This is a genomic window from Ruegeria sp. B1 (assembly GCF_056535885.1).
The window spans coordinates 1,455,554-1,476,450 of sequence record NZ_JBQFJA010000001.1 but is presented as its reverse complement, the minus strand read 5'-3'; the positions used below and the strand labels follow the sequence as shown (position 1 = coordinate 1,476,450).

Below are 20,897 nucleotides of genomic sequence, written 5' to 3'. Positions count from 1 at the left end.
CTCCGTTTGGGGCGGGCACGAAAGGCCCGCCCGTTTGAACCTTACGCGGCCTGTCGTGTTTGCCGTGCAGCAAGGGCTGCAGTCAGTTCGCCCAGACTCCACCCCTCGGCTAGTGCGCAGCGCAGGATATCCGCCTGACTTTCGGGGGCGTTGCCTCCAACTGGCGGATCCGTGTCCAGATTGGTCGGGAACGGATAGCCTTCGGCCGTGGCGGCAATGGCGGCTTCCAGTTCAGCAGCACTCAGATCACCGCGTTGTTTCAACGCAATGAGCGACGGGAAGACCGCTTGTGTCATTGCCGCTCGGTCTATCGCCTCCATCGCGCGGCCAAACGCCGAGGAGATTTGCAAGAGATTGGCCATTCTGTGAATGTCTGCACTGCTGTTTTCGCCCGCCGCATGGAAGAGTGCTGGATTGAAAAAGACCGCATCCCCTTTTTCTAATGGCAACTGGATATACGCCGTCTCAAAGTAATCCCTGTGCGCGGGATCGTGAAACGCCAGATAACCCGGCGGATAAAGCTGCGAGAACGGCAACAGCTTGGTCGGCCCGCTTTCCACCGGCATGTCGCAATGGGCGACCGCGCCCTGCAACGTCAACGACGCCGTCACCAGATGTGCATGCGCGGGGTAGCGGGCGGCGCTTTCGGCGCTCTGGAACCCCAGGTGGTAATCCCTGTGCGCCTGCTGCGCCTTGCCGCCGGGCCGAACCTGATTGACCTGCGCCGTAACCTGGTAGTTTGGACCCAGCCACGCCTCGCATCCGGCAGCAATCGCCGTATTGCCAAAATAAAGCGCAAATCCCTCGGGATCGTGCAGGCATTGCTTTTGCAATGCGTTCCAGATCCGGTCATTGGCGCCCGACGCCGCAAAGTGATCGCCTTCGCCGGAACCGCCGTGATGCTCTTCGTCGATGATCTTCCTGAAAACCGCTGTGGCACGGTCGATCACAGCCGTATCCGCAAACGCACCTTTCAGGGCGATAACACCGGCCGATTTGTCCAGCACGCGGCCCCACTCTGCCATAATGGCGCGACGGGTCTCGGCATGCTCCAGATCTGGGCGTAGCGCGTGCATGTCGTAGATTGGAACGTTCCTCTTGATGGCCGCCGCATGCGGAACGTCGGCCGCTGAAAGACTCTGCGAGGTCAACACCTTGAATTCATCCAGATCACAGGATTCCCGGTCGAAATAGCCGACATATCCAAGTTCTTGATGTACCATGACATACTCCTTTCTCATGGCGCCGATGTTGCCCTTGCGGGGTGATTGCTTACCTGATGATCTCCAACCCTGCCTTTCCACATACTTCAACGATGTGTTCGTAGCCCATTTTTGAGTATTCGTATGGTGGCGCCTTGGCCGGGTCCTGTTCGGCCTCGACCACGATCCACCCGTCGAAATCCATGGCTTTGAGCGCATTTGCGACCGCTTGAAAATCGATACATCCGTCGCTCGGAACGGTGAACGCACCGCCAACAACGGCGTCGAGGAAACTGTGATCCTTCTCACGCGTCGTCTGCACCACATGTGGACGAATATCCTTGAAATGCACATGATGAACACGGTCGCCCCAGCGATCCAACGTGGCCATGACATCGCCGCCCCCAAACAGCAAGTGCCCAGTGTCAAAACACAGGTTCACCTCGGGGCCGGAGGCGTCCATCAGCCAGTTCACATCGTCTTCGCTCTCGATGATGGTGCCCATGTGATGGTGATAGGCCATTGGCATGCCCTGATCGGCCATCCATTTGCCCAGCTCGGTGATCTTTGCAGCGTAGGCCTTGACCTCATCCCGAGACAGCTGCGGGCGGTTGTTGACCGGTGTTCCGGCCTGGGCCTGGATGGTGTTGGAACACTCTGCATACACAATGCAGGGGCTGTTCAGGGCCACGAATTGCTCGACCTGTTCGCGCACGGCTTCGCGTTCGGTCGCGAAGTCGTTGATCCGCGACGCGCCCGAGCACCAGCCGCCGCATAGGGCGATGTCATTGCCCTCCAGATAGGCGCGCAGACCTTCGGTGTCGCTGGGCATACGCTGTCCACGCTCCACGCCGGTATACCCGATGTCGCGGGCTTCTTTCAGCGCCTGCTCCATCGTGTAGTCCGCCGTCAGGTCCGGCAGATCGTCATTTTGCCAGGCGATCGGAGAGATCCCGATTTTCACGCTCATTTCGTGTTTCTTTCCTTGATTGCCAGTTCGTAGGCCGCGCGCTTTTCATTCACTTCGGGGCGAATACTGACTTCGGGCACCGCCACTTCCCACCACGTGCCGCCATATTCAGTGGACGGGTAAGGGTCGGTGTCGATGACCACAACATAAGGGCCCTTAATCTCGCTGCGTTTGGCCAGCGCCGCTTCCAGCTCAGCAATCGAGCCGGCCTTGACCGAGGTCGCGCCCATCGCCGCAGCATGCGCAGCAAAGTCAATGGCCGAGGGCGTTTCGTGAACGGCATGGTCCAGCAGGTTGTTAAACTCGGCCCCGCCGGTCCCCATCTGCAACCGGTTGATGCAGCCAAACCCACGGTTGTCGGTGATCACAACCGTGAACGAAATTCCCATCATGGCGGCCGAGGCCATCTCGGAGTTGGCCATCAAATAGGTCCCGTCTCCGGTAAAGCAGATCACATCGCGATCCGGTTGGGCCATTTTTATGCCCATGGCGCCGGCGATCTCATATCCCATGCAGCTAAAGCCGTATTCCATGTGGTAGGAGCCGGGCCGTGGCGCCTTCCACAGCTTGTGCAACTCGCCGGGCATAGTGCCCGCTGCGCACATCACGACCGTGTCGTCATTGGATGCGCGCTGAACTGCGCCCACGACCTGCATGTCGGTGGGCAGAGCATTGCCGTCACCCGGCGCGTCGGTCAGCGCATCGACTTTTTCGAACCAATCCGACTTGAGCGTGTCGGCCACCGGGTCCGCCCGATAGCCCTGCAACGCAGCTCCAAGTTCTTCTAGACCCACGCGAGCGTCCGATTGCAGGGGCATCGCGCCGTGCTTTTCCGCGTCATATGCCGCCGTATTCAAACAGACCATCTCGCGCTGAGGGTTCGAGAACAGCCCCCACGAACCGGTGGTGAAATCCTGAAGCCGCGTGCCGATGCCCAGAACCAGATCAGCCTCGGCGCAAATAGCATTGGCAGGTTCGCCGCCGGTTACCCCGACGGGACCAAGGTTCAATGGATGATCCCACGCTAGAGCAGATTTACCAGCCTGCGTCTCAGCAACGGGAATGTTATGCGTCTCGGCAAAGCTCTGAAGCGCTTCGGTCGCATCCGAGTAGTGAACCCCTCCGCCAGCGATGATGACCGGGCGTTTGGCCGCCTTGATGGCCGCAACCGCGCGGGCCAGTTCGCTCTCGTCCGGGCGGATGCGGCGCTGGTACCAGACACGCGGTTCAAAGAAGCTTTCGGGATAGTCATACGCCTCGGCCTGAACGTCCTGACAAAAAGCCAGGGTCGCAGGCCCGCAATCGGCCGGGTCCGTCATTGTGCGGAATGCGCGCGGCAGAGCGGTCAACAGATGTTCGGGCCGCGAAATCCGGTCAAAGTAGCGGCTGACCGGCTTAAAACAGTCATTTGCGCTGATCGTGCCATCACCAAAGCTTTCGATCTGTTGCAGAACCGGATCAGGGCCCCGCGTTGCAAACACATCACCGGGAATAATCAGAACCGGCAAACGGTTTACATGCGCCAGCGCCGCCGCCGTCACCATGTTCGTCGCCCCGGGTCCGATGGAGGACGTCACCGCCATCGTCCGCCTGCGCCGCATCTGCTTGGCATAGGCAATCGCGCAATGGGCCATGGTCTGCTCATTATGGCCGCGATATGTGGGCAGGCTGTCCTTGACGGCGTGCAATGCCTCGCCCAACCCCGCCACGTTCCCATGGCCGAAAATGGCCCAGACGCCGGCGATGAACGGCTGACCAGCCTCATTCATCTGCGCCCCCAGATAACGCACCAAAGCTTGTGCAGCAGTCAGTCGGATTGTCTTGGTCATGATAATCCCTTTCAACAGGAGCCCGCAGCGGGCAGTCCGTCGTCTTTCATATTTTCGAAGATTCCAGTTCTCGTGACACGTAGGTTAAACCCTGCAAAACCATGCCACTGTTTTGAGTGCCCCGCCAATCCGGCGGAGCACTCGGATTTTAGTCGGGTCAGACGGTGCCGCCCAGTGATCCCTCAAGTTGGGCCATTTCCTGACCGCCAGCCATCAGGTCCTGCAGCTCTTCCGGTGTAATTTCTCCACGCTTTGCCGTCCCCAGAGTCTGGCCCCGGTTCAGCACGGTAAAACGATCGCCAACAGCCAGCGCGTGGCGCACATTGTGACTGATGAACACGACGCCGATCCCCTGACTGCGCACCTTGTCGATGGTCGCCAGAACATTTGCTGTCTGACGCACGCCAAGCGCCGATGTCGGTTCGTCCAAAATCAGGATCTTGGCGCCGAAATGCACCGCGCGGGCAATCGCAACGGTTTGCCGCTCACCCCCGGACAAGGTTCCGACCGCCTGATCAGGACCTCGCAGGTTGATGCCCATCTTGCGCATCTCTTCCATGGTGATTTCATCGGCGAGCTTCTTGTCGAAGAAATTGATGCCCGCAACCTTGCGCGTGGGCTCATTACCCATAAAGAAATTGCGGCTGACGCTCATCAGCGGGATCATCGCCAAGTGCTGGTGCACCGTTGCGATCCCGGCTGCAATTGCATCACGCGGGTCTTCGAAATGCATGGGCTTGTCTTCAAAGAAGATCTCGCCCGACGTAGGTTTGTGAACACCCGACATCGTCTTGATGAACGTTGATTTGCCCGCACCGTTATCGCCCAGCAAGCAATGGCACTCACCAGGTTTCAGATCGAAACTTACCCCGGCCAGAGCAATCACCGACCCAAAGTGCTTTTGGATGTCGACCATGCGGATAATCGGCTTTTTTGCCTCCGCGTCGCCGTGATGGAATTTGGTGTCTTCAGTCATCTCAGCGTTCTCCTGTGATGATGCGACGGATGTAGGTGTTCAGGATCACAGCGCCCAGCAGGATGACACCCAAGAACACCCGGAACAGCGAGCTTTCTACCCCGGCAAAGAACAGACCCTGCTGCACCACGCCAAAGATCAGCGCCCCCAGCGCGGCCCCCAGAACCGACCCATAGCCACCGGTCAACAAGGCGCCGCCGATCACAACGGCGATAATGGCTTCGAACTCTTTCAACAGCCCGCGATCTGCGCCGGCCGAGCCGAACTCCATCACCTGGCAGGTCGCAAAGACCGTGGCGCAGAAGGCCGTGAACATAAACATCAGAATTTTGACCCGGTTGACCGGAACACCCGAATTGCGGGCGGCTTCGGCATCGCCTCCGGCGGCAAAAATCCAATTTCCGAACTTGGTTTTGGTCAACAAAACATGGCCAAAGATAATAATGACAATGGCCCAAACGATCAGCATCGGGATACCGTCCACCACCGGCTCACCGGCGCGGTTGCCCCGTTCGAACGTTTCGATCAACCCGTTGTCGCCCAGCCAGGAAAAGAAACCCTGCAGCACTTTGCCGCCGAATACCGAGGCCAGCCAGTCGCCTTCGGCTGAATCCTTGATACCGCCAATTATGGTTTTGCGCTCAATCGTCTGCGGCAGGAAAATCGTGAACCCCCGTAAAATAAACAGGAAGGCCAGGGTGACGATAAAGCTCGGCAAACCGGTTCGGACAACGATGAACCCATTCAACGCGCCAATCGAGATGCACAGAGCAAAGGTGACGATAATCGCCATCCAGACCGGCCAGCTCATAGTGACCGAGAAAATCGCAATCATCATTCCGGCAAAGCCGATCATCGAACCAACGGACAGGTCAAATTCGCCAGCGATCATCAGCAGACAAGCGCCAACAGCAATGATCATGAACTGCGCCGACACAACCGACCAGTTCATCACGCCCTGACTGGTAAACATTCCGCTGTCGAATGCGAACAGCAGGAAAAACGTGAAGACGGCAACGGTGCCTACCATCCCGCCCAGTTCCGGACGGATCAGGGCCCGCCGCAGGGGTGAGATCTGTTTAATCCGTTCGTCACCGCCTGTCGTGGTTTGCGCTGACTCAGCCATTCGTAGTCCTCCCTCGCGCGGTCTTCAAAGACTTGAAGTATTGGTTGGTGTGGGCGCACGCCTCGCGCGCCTACACCGTGAAGAGGATCAGCGGTATTCGCCCGCGAACTCTTCGATTTTGGTCAGGCCATCAGCAGTGACAAACCCCGGGCCAGAGTTAATGTTGTTGCCCGGCAGGACGCCATAGCGGTGGTAGTTGGTCATAACCACGACCGGCAGATAGGCCTGCAGGAAGGGCTGCTGATCGATGCCCCACTGAATGGTCCCATCCTTGATGCCTTTGACGATTTCACCACCCAGGTCGAATGTGCCGAAATAGATGTCACCGGCCATGCCGTTTTCCTGAAGCGCCAGGATGGTCGGGTCCGCCGAGGTCGGACCAAGCGTCAGAACAGCGTCCGTGTCGGGATTTGCCGACAGATACGCCAGAACCCGGTTCTTGATTTCGGCAGGGTCTTGGCCCGCGTCGATCATCTGTTCACCCAGCTCGACACCCAAACCATCGGCAAAACCCTGACAGCGTTCCTGGCTGGACGGCTGAACGATATAGTGGTTCACACACAGGAACGATCCGATGCCGTCGCCTTTGGCGCGCTGGCCCGCAGCGAAACCCGCATCGTATTCCGGCTGACCGACATACATCAGCGCACCGACTTCGCGCGCCTTTTCGGGCGTGCCGGTGTTCATGATGATGACGTCGATACCGGAATCCACGGCAGCCTTGATCGGGCCTTCCAGAATGTCGGGATCGGCCAGAGTTGTGATTATGCCGTTGGGACCCGACGCCGCAGCCTGATCGATGATCCGCGCCATATCGGCCAGGTCACCGGTGGGCGGATTGCGGTATTCGACCTCAACCCCCATCTGCTCACCCGCAAGGGCAATGCCGTTCTTGATCGTGTTCCACCAGCTGTCGCTGTCAGGGGCGTGGCTGACCAGAATGTATTTCTCGCCTTCTGCGGCAGCACCGGTCGCTGAGCCCAGCGCAACCGCACTGGCCATCAGAACCCCTTTTACAAACATTTTCATTTCCATTCCTCCCATTAGAACAGTCTGTCTTGTGGTCGAGGCCTCAACCCCGATCATCCGGCAAAGCCGAATCTCTGGTACTCCGACCCAGGGCGGAGCTTGTTTCAGTTTGAAGAAATCCACTCATTTTGCAACCGGTTTCAAAATTTCACCCATGGACACCGGTCCCCCGGACTGCGCCGAACGTGTCGCCGCCTCGGCCATCGCCAGCGCAGCCACTCCGTCCTCCAGTGTCACGGGATAGTTCGAACCAGCCACCGTCGCGTCGACAAACGCAGCCAATTCGGCCTGGAAAGCGGTCATGTAGCGCTCCAGAAAAAAGTAGGTCGGCTTGGCTCCTACAACCCCGTCCGCTGTGGACTTGACCACCGTGTTTTCCAGCACGTTCTGAGCCTGCAAAAGACCTTTGGACCCTAAAACTTCGATCCGTTGGTCATAGCCATAGGCCGCACGCCGCGAGTTCTTAATGACCGCAATGCGACCATCCGCGTAAGTCAGTGTTGCAACGGCTGTATCAACATCTCCTGCCTTGCCAATTTCGGGGTCAACCAATGATGACCCCACAGCAGAAACCGTGATTGGTAAGCCCCCCATCAGGTAGTTCACCATATCAAAGTCATGGATCATCATGTCCCGATACAACCCGCCCGACAGCTTGATATAGCTTATTGGCGGCGGCGCCGGGTCAAAGGAGGTGATCGACAACAGTTCGATCTCTCCGATTTCGCCCGCGTCGATGGACGCTTTCATTGCGGTAAAGCTGGGGTCAAATCGGCGGTTGAATCCGACCATGACATGACGCCCCAACGCAGCAACCGCATTTTGACAAGCGATTGCGCGCCGAAGGTCCAGATCGACCGGCTTTTCGCACAGAACCGCTTTGCCGGCCCGCGTCGCGGCCTCAATCAGATCAGAATGGGTATCCGTCGGCGTCGCGATCAGAACCGCATTGATATCGGCATCCTGGATGATCTCGTCCGAGCTGCGCGCGTCTGCGCCGTATTCTTCGGCAAGCGCCGCCGCAGCTTCGGGCAAAGCGTCCGACACTGCGCACAGCTTGCTTTGCCGATGCGCATCAATAGCCTGCGCGTGCACACGCCCAATTCGACCCGCACCCAGCAGTCCGATCCTCAGCATGCAATTCTCCCGAATCCTACTCGCCACATACAATGTTTATTTTTGCAACCGGTTGCAAGAGATTTTTAAGCCCTTGCTTGTGGCTGATCGAAATGCCATCACCTGTGGAATTCTTGCTGGGCTGTTCGGAACTCTTACAAGCGCCGCACTTCTTTTTTCAACTGCAGCAGGTGTCAACTTTTTGACGGCGATCTGGTTTGTGTCGATGCGTCCGTCAAAGGTTCACGACATTATTGACGATACCGATCCAAAGTTGAGTCTATCCCAACAAAAGGGCCAAAACCCGGATAAGAATTGGCGGGTTCATCCCTCCGCTTGATAAAGTGAGGCGCACCATCAAACGTCGATCTCAAAACCCCAGCGATCATAATAGTCTGCAACACCATACGCTTATCCTACCACCTGGTTTGGCGGCACGTCGCCCGCAAAGAGGTTTTCCAGTCTGTCAACGGCAAGCCGCACCCATGGTTGAGCCCACCTTTTCGGTGACCTGTCTTGCATTCTACAGCAGCGTGCCATTCCCCACTTTGCGTTGGGCACCGTGTGCCTAAGGCTCGCTCTCAAAACATCAAGCCGTGCACCGGGAATACCGGTCACGGCCAAGGCGATGATCCAGGCGGTTTTGTCTGTACCGTCCCCTCGCGCAGTGTTGACCCGTTGTGGTGAGGGTTTGTTTCATCCACGCGATGGGATTGGCCGTGACCAAGGGTACCCAATATTAGGTCGTTGCGTGACTGTAGGGCTGGTGGTTGTAGACGCTCTGGTAGGCTCTTTGTTTGATTTGGTCTCTCGGGATACCGATGTCCTTCAACTGCCCGTCGGTGAGTTTTTCCAGTTCCCGAACAGTTTTTGAGAAGATCTGACGCCGAAAATGTTCGGTCCGGGCTTCGGCATATGCAGACATCATGCCCGCCAACAGACTGCTGTGTGGTTTGGCTGTGTGGATATGTTCCATGTCTTTCTCCTTCTTCGCTTGAAGTTCTGACATTCAATAAAGGGCGTGATCGTTAACGAGAGTGGAGGTCTACGTTAACGTTCCTTAATTGTTCGCGGGGGTATCGGATCGACAACAAAAAGCCCGGAATTCGGGAAAAAACGACTCGGGAGCAGCGTCGAATACGCAACTCCTGATCCCGAACCCGAGGGGGCGTCTACATCAGATCGTTTTCCACATCCTCTGCCGAAATCCCAAGCGCATCCAGACCATTCTCAAGATGATCCGACAGATGGGGTGTTCCGATCAGGTAGTCAGCGCACGGTGTAGATGCCTCGGATTTTGCGGTCGCAATGGCTTCGGCCAGATCCTCGGCAAAAAAGCTCTCGCGGCCGATCCACATGATGGCGACATGAACAGGCCTGCTCATCTTCGCTCATGCGGCCCACAAAGGCCCGCAGCTCGGCTTCGGCCCGGTCCAGTTCGCGGCCCATCATGGCCACCTGTGCCACTTTTCTCGCCGAGATTTCCAACATTCTAAAGCTCCTGTGTTCGCGGTTCCTGACCCATCACAACCATTCCCAACAGCCGGAGTCTTTGATCTCACTCAAACCGGTGCGGTCTACTGACGGACCCGCGAAACAGGGTTTTCTGGCACCGGCGCTGTTCGAAACGGACGGAATCTGGCTTTTTTGGTCGCCAGCTTCAACGCCTGCCAGACAATTAAAGCAAAGGTGCGCCGGGCTCCAAACGGGCGCCGCAGCAGGGACCATAGAATAACACGATTGGTCAATGCCTGACGCGGGCCAGTCAGTGTGGCGATCAGCCCGCCATTGTCGCGCCCATAATCAATCCAAACCCCCACACGGTCGGCACTGTAGTCGAATCTTAACGTGTATGTCCCTTCAATCTTCTGAAACGGCGATACGTGCATCAACTTGTCTGCGACGACTCTGTCCGTAGGTTCGATCGGTGAAAAATCAGGCTTGTGACACAAATAGCTGTGGCGCGTGCCGTAAGTGTTCGTGACTTCGGCCACAACAGCATACAGCCGATCCGCGCCATCAAAGCAAAAGAAGAAACTGACTGGATTAAAAACGTGCCCTAAAACGCGCGGCTGCGTCAGCAACATGATACGCGCCGGTTGCGTCACGCTCATGTCATCAAAGCACGCGCGCAACCAATCCGCGCCGCAGCCTCGACCCGGCTCTCCACCATGATCGCACGTCCGCCAGTTCGTGATGTTGACCCGGTTAATCGAAAACAGGGCTGGCGTTTCCAGGTCTGCCTCGGGGTCCAATAGGATGTAGTCGACAGAGTACCGGAACGCATTCTCGATGGCGCCTTTGCGCCCGTGAAATGTGTGGCCTGCAATATAGTCAACTTTTTCTTTCATCCTGCTGTTTCCGATCCGCCTGTAAACTACTCAAATAGCATTCTTTTCCACGAAAGACCTCATGTTAAAATACGCAGAACGGCAGAGTTTGGATTAAAATGATCAATTAATATGATCCGGCTTGGGCCGCGCCGCGTATTGTGGTTATGTTTACCGAGATCAATTCCGTGACCTTGGACGAACCTGCGGCTGAACCAGTCGCCCCTCAGCCTTGGCGCGCAAGGAAACGCATCAAGGGCAAACCGGTGAACGGAGCGAAAGACAGTTGCGACACCAGGACTGAGTGGGTGGTCCACATCCGTCGCATCCGGGACGCGCAGGATCAGGCGGCGTTTGCCGAGCTGTTTCAGCACTTTGCGCCACGCGTTAAGGCATTCCTGATGAAATCAGGGTCCGATGCCGCGATGGCCGAGGAATGCGCTCAAGAGGTGATGGCAACCTTGTGGCACAAGGCCCATCTGTTCGATCCATCGCGGGCCACAGTGGCCACTTGGGTGTTCACGATTGCTCGGAACAAACGCATTGACGTGCTGCGCAAGCAGCGCCGCCCCGAACCGGAAGAGCTGGGATGGGGTCCCGAGGCCGAGCCGGATCAGGACGACGTCATCGCGTTGCAACAGGAAACCGCGCAGCTGCGCACCGCCCTTTCGGCGTTGCCAGACGCGCAAAGACAGCTGATCGAGAAGGCGTACTTCGGAGATCTGAGCCATCGAGAGATTGCATCTCAGACCGGATTGCCGCTGGGCACGATCAAATCACGGATACGGCTGGCGCTGGACCGCTTGCGCCATGCAATGAACTGAGATGAAGACAATGAGCAAAACGATAAAACATCACCTGACAGACGACCTGCTGATGGCCTATGCCGCAGGCACGCTGCCCGAAGCGTTTGATCTGATGGTCGCCACGCATCTGTCGCTGTGCGACGAATGCCGCGCGCGGGCAGAGAGCTTTGACGCGGTTGGAGGGCATGTTCTGGAAGCAAACGCGGAGCCCATCCGCATGGGTGAAAACTCGCTGGCTGCAACAATGGCATTGATCGCTCAGGGCGCGCCGACCCCCAAACCCGCACATCCGGGTTGCGCCGTGCTGCCGTCGCCGCTGCAGGACTATGTTGGCGGCACAGTGGACGACATCCGGTGGAAATCCATCGGTATGGGCGTAAAGCAAGCCATATTGCCCACCACGCGAGAGGCCACCGCAAGGTTGCTGTTTATCCCGGCAGGTGCGGCTGTCCCGGATCACGGCCATCAAGGCATCGAACTGACGATGGTTCTTCAGGGCGCGTTTTCCGACGAGGTGGACCGCTTTGCCCGCGGCGATGTCGAGATTGCGGATGAGGATCTGGAACATACGCCGGTGGCGGATATTTCGGAGGATTGTATCTGTCTGGCCGTGACCGATGCTCCGCTGAAATTCAATAAGCTGATGCCGCGGCTGTTCCAGCCATTCCTGCGGATCTGACGCTAGAGCGTCTCAATATCCTTGGTGCTACTTTGCCGGGGTATTCCGAGCAAATCCAATTCGCCGCTCCGCCCCCGGACTTCGATCGGGGGCAGCGCCACCAGATTGTGCTCCGGGTCCGTAGTGCCAGCTGCATTGATCAGTTCAGCAGACAGGATCAGATCCATATCCAGCGAACGTGTCAGGCTTTCCAACCGGGCGGCGATATTGACGGTGTCGCCAAACACGGAAAACTCCAACCGATCCTGATCGCCGATCACACCGATGAAGATCTCACCCCAGTGCAGGCCGATTCCGGTGTCGAGGGTTGGCAAACCAGCCTGCTTGCGCTCTGAAATCCAATCGCGCATTTCGCTCCAAAGCCCCATGCCGCATCTCAGACACCGCTCGGCGGCGCGATCACCTTCGAACACGATCATCACCGCATCTCCGATAAACTTGTCGATGATCCCGTTTTCTTGTCGGACAACCTTGGAGACGTGGCTTCGATAGGACGCGATCAGCCCGGACACCTGCTCGGGCTGTAACTGCTGCGACAGAGCGGTAAAACCGCGCAAATCGACAAAAATCAAGCCAGCCATCTGCCGACGTCCATGCTTTAGAGCATTCAATCCGCTTTCACCCAGGTCATCCACCACCTGCGCCGGCAGGTATCTGGTCAGGTTCGCGCGGCGCTGCGCCTCAGTAACGGACTGAAACAGAAGGGCATGAACGCGCCTGGCTGCAACGATCAACACAACACCTGCCAGTGCAATCATGAACAGGCGGATCAGGTTCGGCGGCGGCGACAGGAACAGCCAGATCGGGTTCGTGTTTTGCCCGCGTGTCGATCCGGCATCTGATCCCACCAAGACCAGCAGCCCCAAAACCAACAATGCGACCTGCAACACCATGACTTTGGGATTGCCCCGCAAAACGCCAAAGGCCAGCACGACCGGAACCAACCACACGGCTGGCAATACGAACATCGCGTCCCCGGACAGACCGACATTGCGCATGCCGACCCAGACATTGACGACCAGAAACAGCGAATCCGCCGCGGACACCGGCCACGCCATCCAGCTTGAAAAGCGCTGTTTCCGCGCGGCTGACCAAGTGACAAGGCCCAGCGTAAAATAGGCGAGCATGGTGCTAAGGGCAAAAATCCACTGCCGCTCCAACACAACGTGACCCGTGTTGTGCACCGGTTGCACCGTCACCAAAAAGAAAGCGCCTAGCCCAAAGGCCACCAGCATTCGAAGCAACCCGACAATGCGTTCAGCGTCCTGTTCGGCTTTGCTGACCAACTGGTTGATCTCTGGCAGCGGACCGTCTTTTGCCATGTTGCGCGCCACCCCGCACCATAATCTTGCTGCGTCAAGCAGCGAACCCGGATCAGCCTTCGTGTCGCGCCAGCGGAACAACGCCTGACGGTTCCTCCGGAGACAGTTCCTCGAAGTCGAAATTATCCAGTCGCTGCGCCCGGCGACCCGCCTTTTCGGCGCTGATCTTGATTTCCGAGATATCCTTTGCCGCCTGTCCGAAATGCCGGTCCAGGTTCCCAACACGCTCGCCCAGGCGGTCCACATCTTTGTGCAGCATGCCCAGTTCCTTGCGGATCGCACCGGCCTGTTCGCGCATCCGCGCATCCTTGAGGATCGCGCGCATCGTATTCAGCGTTGCCATGCAGGTGGTCGGCGACACGATCCAGACACGTTTGGCAAAACTCTCCTGAACCAATTCCGGAAACTTGGCGTGAAGCTCGGCATAGACAGCTTCGGAAGGCAGAAACATCAACGCGCCATCGGCGGTTTCCCCATCCAATACGTATCGTTCAGAAATGTCGGTGATATGTTTGCGTACAGTGCTGCGGAACATCTGCACCGCTGCTTTCAGCTCCATGTCATTGGTCGATCCAATCAGTGCCTCATACGCCTCCAACGGAAATTTACTGTCGATGACAATCGGACCCGGTGGGTTCGGCAGATGGATCAGGCAATCCGCGCGCCGCCCATTCGACAGCGTAGCCTGCAACTGGAAGCTGTCACTTGGCAGCGCCTTCGATACGATGTCGGTCAGCTGAATCTCACCAAACGCGCCGCGGGTCTGCTTGTTGGACAGGATATCCTGCAGCGACAACACATCGCCCGACAATTTGGTGATGTTGTCCTGTGCCTTGTCGATTGCCGCCAACCGCTCCTGCAACTGGGTCAGAGACGTGGCGGTCTGCTTGGACGAGCCATGCAGTGACTCTTTCATGCGTTCCTGCATGTCGGCCAATGCACGGGCGGATTTCATCGCATTGTCAGCAAGCCGGTCGTTCATTTGTTGCTGCACCGAAGACAGCCGAGCCTCCACCGTCTGGATCACCTGCACCTGTGCATTGGCCTGCGTATCCGAGACATGCTGCAATCCGCCCCGCAACTGCTCTTGCCCTTGGCCCAATTGCTGCACATGCTGACCCAGATGCGCCAGTTGCTGCGCCAATGGTTCCGCCATGCGGGCAGACCGCGTGGCCGCGCGAACCGCCAGAAACAGCAGCATCAAGATCAGCAGGACCGCACCACCACCGATCAGAGCTGCCATCACGATGGGGTCATTCAGAGCATATTGGTTTCCTGCGATCTCGATCATCTCACTCTGCGTGTTCTTGTTTTGTTTTATCCTTGATACATGTGCATCGGACCCGGATCAACTGCGCCCGAACAACCTTTCTATGTCGCTCAGCTTAAGTTCCACATAGGTGGGCCGCCCGTGGTTGCACTGCCCTGAATGCGGCGTGGCTTCCATCTCACGCAGCAGCGCGTTCATCTCCTCCGCGCGCATCCGCCGACCAGAACGGACAGAACCATGGCACGCCACCCGGCTGAGGATGGCCTCAACCCGGGCCTGCACCGTCTGGCTTTCGCCCTGATCGGCCAGTTCGTCCAGAATATCCCGGATCATCGCAGCTGCGTCGACCTCTCCCAGAATGGCAGGGGTCTCACGCACAGCAACCGCGCCGCCGCCAAATGATTCGACGGTTAACCCGAGGTTGGACAGTTCATCCGCAATCCCCATCAGGCGTGTACAATCGCCTTCGGACAGCTCGACAATCTCTGGGATCAGCAGCGCCTGCGCGGCGACACCTGTTTCGGCCATCTGCGCCTTGAGTTTTTCATACGCGAGCCGTTCGTGTGCGGCATGCTGGTCCACAATGACCAACCCATCCGCAGTCTGGGCGATAATGTAGTTCTCATGTACTTGCCCGCGCGCAGCCCCCAGTGGCAGGTCCCGCGTCTCGGGCGTGTCGGCGGCGGCGGGGATCGCAGCGGGTTCAACGACACGTCCACTATAATCCTTTGCCAGCTCCGCGAAACCCGGCGATTGTGCGCGATGGGCCGCCTGCCGTGCAGATGGAGAGGGCCGATCCATTTGGTAGACCCGCGCGGTCGCTGGCTGGGCCGGTTCCGGGCGCATTGCCCCCAAGGTCGCGTTTGCCACGGTCGAAGACGCGCGATGCCCTGCCTCCGCCAACGCATGGCGCAGGCTCGAGACAATCAGTCCGCGCGCGACGCCCGGATCGCGAAACCGGACCTCGGATTTCGCGGGATGGACGTTCACATCCACCAAAGTTGGATCGCAATCGATGAAAAGCGCTGCTGCCGGATGGCGATCACGACTGAGGAAATCGAAATAGGCGGCGCGCAGCGCGCCGGTTAGCATCTTGTCCCGCACCGGTCGCCCGTTGACGAACAGATACTGCGCCACTGCGGCACCCCGGGAATAGGTTGGCAAGGCCGCGTAGCCATAGAGCCGTATCCCGTCGCGCGAAGCATCAATCCGCAGCGCGTTGTCGGCAAACTCGCGGCCCAGAACACGGGCCAAGCGGGCATGTAACGCGTCAAACAGATCACCGTTTTCTCGGTCCGCCCGAAACATGACTCGCCCCTCGCCCCCGCCCGAGACATCCCGCAGGGCAAAGGTGACCGCAGGTTCCGCCATGGCAAGCCGCTTGACCGTATCCGAGATTGCCTGACCCTCTGCGCGGTCGGTGCGCATAAACTTCAGGCGCGCCGGTGTCGCAAAGAAAAGATCGCGCAACTCCACTACCGTACCTGCACGTAGGGCCGCCGGCTTTACCCGATCCATCTTGCCGCCCGACACGTGGATAGACGCGGCCTCGGCCCCGGGCACGCGGCTGGTGATCGTCAGGCGCCCGACCGCCCCCAACGACGGCAACGCCTCTCCGCGAAATCCAAACGTGCGAATATTCTGCAGATCGGACCCGTCGATCTTCGACGTTGCATGACGGGACAAGGCCAGCGGCAAATCTTCAGCGGCAATACCGCAGCCATCATCGGTGACTCGGATAAGCGTTTTACCCCCGTCCGCGATTTCGATCGCGATGCGCGAAGCGCCGGCATCAATGGCATTCTCGATCAGCTCTTTGACTGCCGAGGCCGGGCGTTCCACAACTTCACCAGCCGCAATACGATTGATCGCCGCGTCGTCAAGTTGCCGGATCGCCGGGCGTTTTTCGCTGATATTGGGGTTTGCTTGCGCCATACCGCTAGACCTAGCATACCCGGGTGCGATTCTGCCACAGGTTTGACAACTGAAAACAAGGGGGGTGAGGGGGCGTCCGAACAATCGTGGGGGTCACCTAATACGGTTGATCTAAGGCCCACGACTGTCCGGACGTTCTGAAGTGAGTGGCGATGTTTCAGCGTTCAATGAAAATTTGGTAACACGCGTTATTGTTAAACGATGCTTAAGTTTGATGCGCGCGCGATCTCGGCAGAGATCAGCCGAAACGCCGCAACGCGGTACGGCGTTATCCTGCCACTTTGCCAAGACACGCGGGGTTCAAAACAAACCAGATACGTGCCTTGCCGCACAGCCAAAAACCAGGGGAGGGACCATTCAGGAGTCCATGTCTGAATGCAGGGAATGGACCACAACACCGAACAGGTTTCGCAACTAACCGTACGATTGTGGTGTGAGTCGGCACGCGATCCGACCAATCGTTTACAACGCGGACAACTTCCCGGTCTGAAATAGAGGTCGCGGCATCTAACCCGCCCTAATCCATCCACATCGACCGCGCAACCATGCCAATCACCCGTAAAATACCCCTGAATTTGTCCAACTGGTAAAAAATTGCTTTACGAAAGGCAGCAAACCTTCCATTTGGTCCTATCCCGTGCGATTTTGACGCAAACCTCCCAAAGGACGCAAAGATGGACACGCAGAGCTCAGACAGCGCCGTGCGCACCGCGCATCTGCCGCAAGTGACCGAACCCCGGAACCCGGGGATGGATCTGGATCTGGATTGGGTCCGCGCCGTGCAGGCCAACACCTCGGCCATTGAACGCCGCGCGGCAACCCTGCCGGGCCGGCGGTCAGTGAAGAAAGAGTATCAGGCGGCATGGCTGCTGAAGGCCGTTACAATGATCGACCTGACTACCCTTTCGGGCGATGACACCGTGGGGCGCGTGCGCCGCTTGTGCGCCAAGGCGCGCCAGCCGGTTGCGCCTGCAACCTTACAAGCGCTGGATATGCCCGCGATCACAACCGGCGCGGTTTGTGTCTATCATGACATGATCGAAACGGCGGTTGAGGCACTGAAAGGCACCGGCATTCCTGTTGCAGCCGTCTCCACGGGGTTTCCCGCGGGCCTCTCCCCGTTCCACCTGCGCGTGGCTGAAATCGAAGAAAGCGTAAAGGCCGGCGCAGAGGAAATCGACATCGTCATCTCTCGCCGTCACGTCCTGTCGGGGGACTGGCAGGCCCTGTATGATGAGATGAAGGCATTCCGTGTGGCTTGCGGCGATGCCCATGTCAAAGCCATTCTGGCGACCGGAGAGCTGGGCAGCCTGCGCAACGTCGCGCGCGCTTCGCTGGTCTGCATGATGGCCGGGGCGGATTTCATCAAGACCTCGACCGGCAAAGAAAGCATCAACGCCACCCTGCCCGTCAGTCTGGTGATGATCCGCGCGATCCGGGACTATTATGACCGCACGGGATATCGCGTTGGATACAAACCCGCCGGTGGGATTTCGAAAGCCAAAGACGCGCTGGTCTATCTGTCGCTGATCAAGGATGAACTGGGCGACCGCTGGCTAGAGCCCAACCTGTTCCGTTTTGGTGCTTCGTCGCTGCTGGGTGATATCGAACGGCAGTTGGAACATTATGTTACCGGGTCCTACTCGGCTGGTTACAGGCATTCGATGGGATAAAACGATGACCTCGAAAGAAGTAAAAGAACTCTTGGAGCCATGGGTTGCTGACGTTTTGCGCGAAGCAAATAAAAAGATGACAATTGTCGAAGTCGCACGAGAAATCTGGCGAATTCACGAGCAGGAACTGAGAAGAGATGAAACTCTATTCTACACTTGGCAATACGAAATGCGATGGGCAGCTCAGAATCTCGTAGATGAATCTAAAATAGAAAAATCCCGAGACGGGTGGATATGGCTATGACAGTCAAAGAAATATTCGAGACCATGGATTACGGTCCCGCCCTTGAAAGCGCCGCGGAAGCATTGGCTTGGCTGGTCGATCAGGGTGACAAGTTCGGGCACTACATCGACGGGGTTTTCACCAAGCCCGGCAAAGGGTTCGACAGCCGCAACCCCGCGACCGGAGAGGTTCTGGCCAAGCTGACCCAGGCGAAGCAAGCTGATGTGGACGCTGCCGTCGCCGCTGCCCGCAAGGCGCAACCCAAGTGGGAGAAACTGGGTGGCGCAGGCCGTGCGCGGTATCTCTATGCCATTGCACGTCTGTTGCAGAAGCATTCCCGCCTATTTGCGGTGCTGGAGAGCATGGATAACGGCAAGCCGATCCGGGAATCGCGTGACATCGACATCCCTCTGGCGCAACGGCATTTCTACTACCACGCCGGCATGGCGCAGTTGATGGAGAGCGAGCTGCCCGATGCTGAGGCCTTGGGCGTTTGCGGTCAAATCATCCCGTGGAATTTCCCTTTGCTGATGCTGGCGTGGAAGATCGCGCCTGCGCTGGCGATGGGTAATACGGTGGTTCTGAAACCGGCCGAGTATACCTCGCTCACTGCGCTGCTGTTCGCTGATATCTGCACGCAGGCCGGGCTGCCCAAAGGTGTGGTCAACATCGTGACTGGTGATGGCGCAGTAGGCGAGATGATCGTAAACGCGGACGTGGATAAGATCGCGTTCACCGGCTCGACCGTCGTGGGTCGCCGCATCCGTGAGGCGACGGCGGGCACGGGCAAGGAGCTGACGTTGGAGCTGGGCGGGAAATCCGCCTATGTCGTGTTCGATGACGCCGATATCGACAGCGCGATTGAGGGTCTGGTCGACGCGATCTGGTTCAATCAGGGTCAGGTCTGCTGCGCGGGATCGCGCCTGTTGGTGCAGGAAGGCATCGCCGACCGCTTCCACGAGAAACTGCGCGCTCGGATGGATGGCTTGCGCATCGGTGATCCGCTGGACAAATGCATTGACGTTGGCGCGGTTGTGGACCCGGTTCAGCTGCAGACCATCAAGAGCATGGTCGAAAGCAACACGGTTGGGCATATGCATCAGGCCGCCTGTGAGTTGCCGGAAAACGGCTGCTACTACCCGCCGACCTTGATTTCGGGTCTCGAAACTTCGGATCCGCTGATGCAGGAGGAAATCTTCGGCCCGGTACTGGTCTCGTCCACCTTCCGCACGCCGGAAGAGGCGGTCGAGCTGGCCAACAACACCCGTTACGGCCTGGCCGCGACGGTCTGGACCGAGAATGTGAACCTGGCGCTGGATATCGCGCCCAAGCTGGTTGCGGGCGTGGTCTGGGTGAATGCCACCAACCTGTTCGACGCCGCCGCAGGGTTTGGCGGCGTGCGGGAAAGCGGCTTTGGCCGGGAAGGCGGCTGGGAAGGTCTGGCGGCCTATACCAAATCCAAAGGCAAGGCTAAGCCACTGGCCAAGGTCGAGGCGATCATGGGCGAAGGGGCCCCGGTCGATCCCATCGACCGCACCGCCAAGATGTATATCGGCGGCAAACAGGCGCGACCCGACAGCGGATATTCAAAACCCATCTGGGGCAAATCCGGCCTGCTGGGCCATGTGGGTCTGGCCAACCGCAAGGACGTCCGCAACGCGGTCGAGGCTGCTGCGGGGGCCAAAGGCTGGTCCAAGACAACCGGTCATCTGCGGGCGCAGATTCTGTACTATATCGGCGAGAATCTCTCGGCCCGCGCCGATGAGTTTGCCGCGCGCATTGATGCCATGACCGGCAAGAAGGACGTTACGAAAGAGGTCGAAGCCTCGATCCAGCGCCTGTTCACTGCAGCTGCCTGGGCCGACAAATATGACGGTCAGGTGCATGGCGTTCCGATCCGGGGTGTGGCGATTGCGATGAAGGAGCCTGTTGGCGTCATCGGCGCACTTTGTGCGGATGAAGCGCCATTGCTAGGGCTGGTCTCGGCTATGGCGCCTGCGATTGCCATGGGCAACCGGGTGGTTCTGGCCGCATCGGAACCCTATCCGCTGGCGGCGACTGATTTCTATCAGATCCTCGAAACCTCGGACGTGCCTGCCGGTGTGGTCAACATCCTGACCGGCAGCCACGCGGAAATGGCCGAGCCACTGGCCTCGCATCTGAACGTGGATGCGGTCTGGTCCTTCTCATCGACGGATCTGTCGAAAGAGATCGAGGTCGTCTCAGCCGGGAACCTGAAACGGACCTGGGTCAATAACGCCACGGCAATTGATTGGGGCGTAGATCATTCGCGCCGTTTCCTGCAAGCTGCGACCGAAGTGAAAAACATCTGGGTGCCCTACGGCGAGTAGGGCTCCCGCATCACGGGAATAGCCAATTTGGTACTACCTACAGACAAAACGACTAAAACC

Annotated in this window: 18 protein-coding genes and 1 pseudogene; 6 read left to right on the top strand and 13 right to left on the bottom strand. The window is 58.3% G+C overall.

Translation table 11 applies throughout. From position 1 onward, the window contains the following. Positions 1-41: 41 nt before the first annotated feature. The 7 genes from ACR3ES_RS07100 to iolG all read right to left on the bottom strand — a co-directional run bounded on the left by ACR3ES_RS07100 (position 42) and on the right by iolG (position 8,269). Positions 42-1,223 carry a phytanoyl-CoA dioxygenase family protein gene (locus ACR3ES_RS07100; RefSeq protein ID WP_170428532.1) on the bottom strand — a complete coding sequence of 394 codons (1,182 nt, stop codon included), beginning with the start codon at positions 1,221-1,223 and terminating at the stop codon, positions 42-44. A 49-nt stretch (positions 1,224-1,272) separates the two neighbouring features. Further along, on the bottom strand, positions 1,273-2,172 hold the full coding sequence (iolE, locus tag ACR3ES_RS07095) for a myo-inosose-2 dehydratase (protein ID WP_480425108.1): 900 nt from the start codon (positions 2,170-2,172) through the stop codon (positions 1,273-1,275). Then, positions 2,169-4,001 (bottom strand): 3D-(3,5/4)-trihydroxycyclohexane-1,2-dione acylhydrolase (decyclizing), encoded by a 1,833-nt coding sequence (iolD, locus tag ACR3ES_RS07090; protein ID WP_170428526.1) that lies wholly within the window; start codon positions 3,999-4,001, stop codon positions 2,169-2,171. The genes iolE and iolD overlap by 4 nt, the downstream gene beginning before the upstream one ends. A gap of 157 nt (positions 4,002-4,158) precedes the next feature. Then, positions 4,159-4,977, bottom strand: a complete 819-nt coding sequence (locus tag ACR3ES_RS07085; protein ID WP_170428523.1) for an ATP-binding cassette domain-containing protein — start codon at positions 4,975-4,977, stop codon at positions 4,159-4,161. A gap of 1 nt (position 4,978) precedes the next feature. Then, positions 4,979-6,103, bottom strand: coding sequence for an ABC transporter permease (locus ACR3ES_RS07080; protein ID WP_170428520.1), 1,125 nt, complete (start codon positions 6,101-6,103; stop codon positions 4,979-4,981). An 87-nt stretch (positions 6,104-6,190) separates the two neighbouring features. Beyond that, a complete protein-coding gene (locus ACR3ES_RS07075; protein WP_170428516.1) occupies positions 6,191-7,132 on the bottom strand; it encodes a sugar ABC transporter substrate-binding protein in 942 nt (313 codons plus the stop codon). Between the two features lie 123 nt (positions 7,133-7,255). Next, a complete protein-coding gene (gene iolG / locus ACR3ES_RS07070; RefSeq protein WP_480425106.1) occupies positions 7,256-8,269 on the bottom strand; it encodes an inositol 2-dehydrogenase in 1,014 nt (337 codons plus the stop codon). On the opposite strand from iolG, the gene ACR3ES_RS07065 reads away from it, so the two are divergent. Beyond that, positions 8,268-8,588 (top strand): hypothetical protein, encoded by a 321-nt coding sequence (locus ACR3ES_RS07065; protein ID WP_480425104.1) that lies wholly within the window; start codon positions 8,268-8,270, stop codon positions 8,586-8,588. The genes iolG and ACR3ES_RS07065 overlap by 2 nt on opposite strands. A gap of 399 nt (positions 8,589-8,987) precedes the next feature. On the opposite strand, the gene ACR3ES_RS07060 is transcribed toward ACR3ES_RS07065, so the two are convergent. The 3 genes and pseudogenes from ACR3ES_RS07060 to ACR3ES_RS07050 form a co-directional block, all read right to left on the bottom strand. Beyond that, entirely contained in the window at positions 8,988-9,224 is a 237-nt protein-coding gene (locus ACR3ES_RS07060; RefSeq protein ID WP_170428507.1) for a DUF1127 domain-containing protein, read from the bottom strand. 196 nt (positions 9,225-9,420) lie between these two features. Continuing rightward, positions 9,421-9,739: pseudogene (locus ACR3ES_RS07055) on the bottom strand (DUF3775 domain-containing protein). A gap of 86 nt (positions 9,740-9,825) precedes the next feature. Further along, positions 9,826-10,599, bottom strand: coding sequence for a DUF1365 domain-containing protein (locus tag ACR3ES_RS07050; protein WP_170428502.1), 774 nt, complete (start codon positions 10,597-10,599; stop codon positions 9,826-9,828). Between the two features lie 287 nt (positions 10,600-10,886). Here ACR3ES_RS07050 and ACR3ES_RS07045 point away from each other — a divergent pair, with 287 nt between their 5' ends. Then, the gene (locus tag ACR3ES_RS07045) at positions 10,887-11,402 is read left to right on the top strand and encodes a sigma-70 family RNA polymerase sigma factor (RefSeq protein ID WP_480425102.1); all 516 of its coding nucleotides are present in this window, start codon (positions 10,887-10,889) and stop codon (positions 11,400-11,402) included. A gap of 10 nt (positions 11,403-11,412) precedes the next feature. Beyond that, positions 11,413-12,063, top strand: a complete 651-nt coding sequence (locus ACR3ES_RS07040) for a ChrR family anti-sigma-E factor (protein ID WP_170428496.1) — start codon at positions 11,413-11,415, stop codon at positions 12,061-12,063. Between the two features lie 2 nt (positions 12,064-12,065). Here ACR3ES_RS07040 and ACR3ES_RS07035 read toward each other — a convergent pair whose 3' ends face one another. From ACR3ES_RS07035 to mutL, 3 genes are read right to left on the bottom strand one after another with little or no spacing between them, the layout of a single operon-like run. Next, positions 12,066-13,385 carry an adenylate/guanylate cyclase domain-containing protein gene (locus tag ACR3ES_RS07035; protein ID WP_170428493.1) on the bottom strand — a complete coding sequence of 440 codons (1,320 nt, stop codon included), beginning with the start codon at positions 13,383-13,385 and terminating at the stop codon, positions 12,066-12,068. Between the two features lie 52 nt (positions 13,386-13,437). Further along, positions 13,438-14,676, bottom strand: a complete 1,239-nt coding sequence (locus ACR3ES_RS07030) for a DNA recombination protein RmuC (RefSeq protein WP_170428490.1) — start codon at positions 14,674-14,676, stop codon at positions 13,438-13,440. Between the two features lie 57 nt (positions 14,677-14,733). Then, positions 14,734-16,590: a DNA mismatch repair endonuclease MutL gene (mutL, locus tag ACR3ES_RS07025; RefSeq protein ID WP_170428487.1), complete on the bottom strand. Its 1,857-nt coding sequence runs from the start codon at positions 16,588-16,590 to the stop codon at positions 14,734-14,736. A 674-nt stretch (positions 16,591-17,264) separates the two neighbouring features. Between mutL and deoC the strand changes: the two genes are divergently transcribed. From deoC to ACR3ES_RS07010, 3 genes are read left to right on the top strand one after another with little or no spacing between them, the layout of a single operon-like run. Then, the gene (gene deoC, locus ACR3ES_RS07020; RefSeq protein ID WP_170428484.1) at positions 17,265-18,263 is read left to right on the top strand and encodes a deoxyribose-phosphate aldolase; all 999 of its coding nucleotides are present in this window, start codon (positions 17,265-17,267) and stop codon (positions 18,261-18,263) included. 4 nt (positions 18,264-18,267) lie between these two features. Beyond that, a complete protein-coding gene (locus ACR3ES_RS07015) occupies positions 18,268-18,507 on the top strand; it encodes a hypothetical protein (RefSeq protein ID WP_170428481.1) in 240 nt (79 codons plus the stop codon). Next, positions 18,504-20,837, top strand: a complete 2,334-nt coding sequence (locus tag ACR3ES_RS07010) for an aldehyde dehydrogenase family protein (protein ID WP_170428478.1) — start codon at positions 18,504-18,506, stop codon at positions 20,835-20,837. The genes ACR3ES_RS07015 and ACR3ES_RS07010 overlap by 4 nt, the downstream gene beginning before the upstream one ends. The last annotated feature ends 60 nt before the right edge of the window (positions 20,838-20,897 follow it).

What these genes read in the sequence shown, in the direction of transcription:
- ACR3ES_RS07100 (WP_170428532.1), bottom strand. Translation starts at nt 1,223, where the DNA reads ATGGTACATCAAGAACTTGGATATGTCGGCTATTTCGACCGGGAATCC.
- iolE (WP_480425108.1), bottom strand. Translation starts at nt 2,172, where the DNA reads ATGAGCGTGAAAATCGGGATCTCTCCGATCGCCTGGCAAAATGACGAT.
- iolD (WP_170428526.1), bottom strand. Translation starts at nt 4,001, where the DNA reads ATGACCAAGACAATCCGACTGACTGCTGCACAAGCTTTGGTGCGTTAT.
- ACR3ES_RS07085 (WP_170428523.1), bottom strand. Translation starts at nt 4,977, where the DNA reads ATGACTGAAGACACCAAATTCCATCACGGCGACGCGGAGGCAAAAAAG.
- ACR3ES_RS07080 (WP_170428520.1), bottom strand. Translation starts at nt 6,103, where the DNA reads ATGGCTGAGTCAGCGCAAACCACGACAGGCGGTGACGAACGGATTAAA.
- ACR3ES_RS07075 (WP_170428516.1), bottom strand. Translation starts at nt 7,132, where the DNA reads ATGAAAATGTTTGTAAAAGGGGTTCTGATGGCCAGTGCGGTTGCGCTG.
- ACR3ES_RS07065 (WP_480425104.1), top strand. Translation starts at nt 8,268, where the DNA reads ATGCAATTCTCCCGAATCCTACTCGCCACATACAATGTTTATTTTTGC.
- iolG (WP_480425106.1), bottom strand. Translation starts at nt 8,269, where the DNA reads ATGCTGAGGATCGGACTGCTGGGTGCGGGTCGAATTGGGCGTGTGCAC.
- ACR3ES_RS07060 (WP_170428507.1), bottom strand. Translation starts at nt 9,224, where the DNA reads ATGGAACATATCCACACAGCCAAACCACACAGCAGTCTGTTGGCGGGC.
- ACR3ES_RS07050 (WP_170428502.1), bottom strand. Translation starts at nt 10,599, where the DNA reads ATGAAAGAAAAAGTTGACTATATTGCAGGCCACACATTTCACGGGCGC.
- ACR3ES_RS07040 (WP_170428496.1), top strand. Translation starts at nt 11,413, where the DNA reads ATGAGCAAAACGATAAAACATCACCTGACAGACGACCTGCTGATGGCC.
- ACR3ES_RS07035 (WP_170428493.1), bottom strand. Translation starts at nt 13,385, where the DNA reads ATGGCAAAAGACGGTCCGCTGCCAGAGATCAACCAGTTGGTCAGCAAA.
- ACR3ES_RS07030 (WP_170428490.1), bottom strand. Translation starts at nt 14,676, where the DNA reads ATGATCGAGATCGCAGGAAACCAATATGCTCTGAATGACCCCATCGTG.
- mutL (WP_170428487.1), bottom strand. Translation starts at nt 16,590, where the DNA reads ATGGCGCAAGCAAACCCCAATATCAGCGAAAAACGCCCGGCGATCCGG.
- deoC (WP_170428484.1), top strand. Translation starts at nt 17,265, where the DNA reads ATGGACACGCAGAGCTCAGACAGCGCCGTGCGCACCGCGCATCTGCCG.
- ACR3ES_RS07015 (WP_170428481.1), top strand. Translation starts at nt 18,268, where the DNA reads ATGACCTCGAAAGAAGTAAAAGAACTCTTGGAGCCATGGGTTGCTGAC.
- ACR3ES_RS07010 (WP_170428478.1), top strand. Translation starts at nt 18,504, where the DNA reads ATGACAGTCAAAGAAATATTCGAGACCATGGATTACGGTCCCGCCCTT.